This window comes from Microcoleus sp. Pol8_D6 (assembly GCF_036700965.1).
Taxonomy (GTDB): Bacteria; Cyanobacteriota; Cyanobacteriia; order Cyanobacteriales; family Microcoleaceae; genus Microcoleus.
The window spans coordinates 1-1895 of the sequence record NZ_JAUBPW010000158.1 but is presented as its reverse complement, the minus strand read 5'-3'; the positions used below and the strand labels follow the sequence as shown (position 1 = coordinate 1895).

Sequence of the window (1895 nt, the reverse complement as noted above, 5' to 3'; positions counted from 1 at the left end):
TCTAGGGAGTAGGGTTTCATTGTTCTCTTTCTTACCACCTCTAATATTGTACCTAATCGTTAAGCAAAGTGCTGTATCATTCCGGTGCAACCGGAATTGATATTAAACCAGGGGAACGGCTCTCCAGAATTGGTCAAACTCTGGAGTAGTAGCTAGCGTAAGCCACCTTTGGAAGGATTGGGTCAGAAGCCAACGCCCCTCTGTAATGGAGAGGATATGCTGACAGACTCACTGCTGTGTGAAAGATACGTTCGCTTTAGTTCGAGTGAAGATGTCCAAAACGGAGATTACATCACAAATGGAATGGAAAAATGTGAACTGGCGGAAAGCTGAGTTTGCAGTTTTCAAGCTCCAAAAGCCGATTTATCGCGCTTCACAACGTGGAGACGTTCAAACAGTTAGGCGGCTTCAAAAGAGTCTAGCTCAGTCCTGGTCTGCAAAACTAATTGCCGTGCGACGGGTTACACAGGACAATAAAGGTCGGGTTACGGCGGGAGTTGACGGGATAAAATCCTTAAAACCTCCAGCACGATTAGAACTGGCAAAAAACCTGAAAGTAAACGGGAAATCAGCACCAACTCGAAGGGTTTGGATTCCTAAACCCGGAAAGCCGGAAAAACGAGGACTCGGAATCCCAACAATTGAGGAAAGAACAAAACAAACGCTAATCAAGCTGGCGTTAGAACCAGAATGGGAAGCACGTTTTGAATCGGAATCATACGGCTTTAGACCTGGCAGATCTTGTCATGACGCAGTTGAAGCAATCCGAACGTACATCGCCCAAAAACCGAAGTATGTTTTGGATGCAGACATCTGTCGGTGTTTTGACAAAATAAACCATACCAAACTGTTAGAAAAACTTAATACCTTTCCCATCTTCGAGCGTCAAATCAAAGCGTGGCTCAAAGCGGGAGTAATCGACTTCAGCAGATGGGCACAAAGGAAGGGATTTCAAGAGACACTGGAGGGTGTTCCGCAAGGTGGTAGTATCTCACCACTTTTAACGAACATCGCGCTCCACGGTATGCAACAACGCATAGAGGCACAGTTTCCCAGCGATAAAGCAAACAGAATCCGAAATACCAAAAGGTTATTTGGAAAGGAAGTGAAAGCTCCTACGCTTATACGCTACGCGGATGACTTAGTTGTAATATGCGAAGAACTTGCCGTGGTACAACAATGTCAGCAAATTCTATCAGAATGGTTAAGCGAATTGGGGCTTGAGTTGAAACCCGAAAAAACTCGGCTAGTACATACACTAGAAGAACATGGTGGAGAAAAGCCTGGATTTAATTTTCTAGGATTTTCCATTCGCCAATACCCAGTAGGGAAACACCATTCAGGTGAAACATCGAAAGGTAAAAAGTTGGGTTTCAAAACTATCGTAAAACCCTCCAACGAAAAGCTTCAAGCTCATTACAGAAAGCTCGATAAGTACGTCGAGGAGAATAACAGCAGTAGTCAAGCTGCTCTAATCAGTTTCCTCAATCCAATCATTAGAGGATGGTGTCACTACCAATCTCCTTGGAACTCAAAGGAAACGTTCAATAAACTCGACCACCTACTCTGGAGCAGACTGTATCGATGGGGGAAACGCCGTCACCCTAACAAACGTCAGTTCGGGTTAAGCCGAAGGAGGCAAAAGCCAGTCTAGCTGAAGAGAAGGCTTTTTAGGCTGGTGACAGTAGGCACTCAAGCCACATACAACGTTAATGCAGAAATTGACGGGACTGCGATGACGGGAATGCTCAATTTGAGAAATATTCTTGAGTTGGTCGATAATTGTCTCGATGATGGCTCGTTTACGGGATAGAAACTTATAGTCATTTCAAATAAATGTGAGACAAATGCAAGATGATGTAAAATTAAGAAAAATTGTTAACTCGGAGCCGAAA

The 1895-nt window shown here is 44.1% G+C and carries 1 protein-coding gene and 1 pseudogene; one reads left to right on the top strand and one right to left on the bottom strand.

Annotation, left to right across the window (positions count from 1 at the left end; genetic code table 11):
- Nucleotides 1–298 precede the first annotated feature (298 nt).
- On the top strand, nucleotides 299–1654 hold the full coding sequence (gene ltrA / locus QUA10_RS28920; RefSeq protein WP_333085958.1) for a group II intron reverse transcriptase/maturase: 1356 nt from the start codon (nucleotides 299–301) through the stop codon (nucleotides 1652–1654).
- On the opposite strand, the pseudogene QUA10_RS28915 reads toward ltrA, so the two are convergent.
- Nucleotides 1625–1819: pseudogene (locus QUA10_RS28915) on the bottom strand (transposase); the annotation flags it as partial. The gene ltrA and the pseudogene QUA10_RS28915 overlap by 30 nt on opposite strands.
- Between the last annotated feature and the right edge of the window lie 76 nt (nucleotides 1820–1895).

Excerpts from the sequence above, each read along its gene's own strand:
- ltrA (WP_333085958.1), top strand. The coding sequence starts at position 299 with ATGGAATGGAAAAATGTGAACTGGCGGAAAGCTGAGTTTGCAGTTTTC.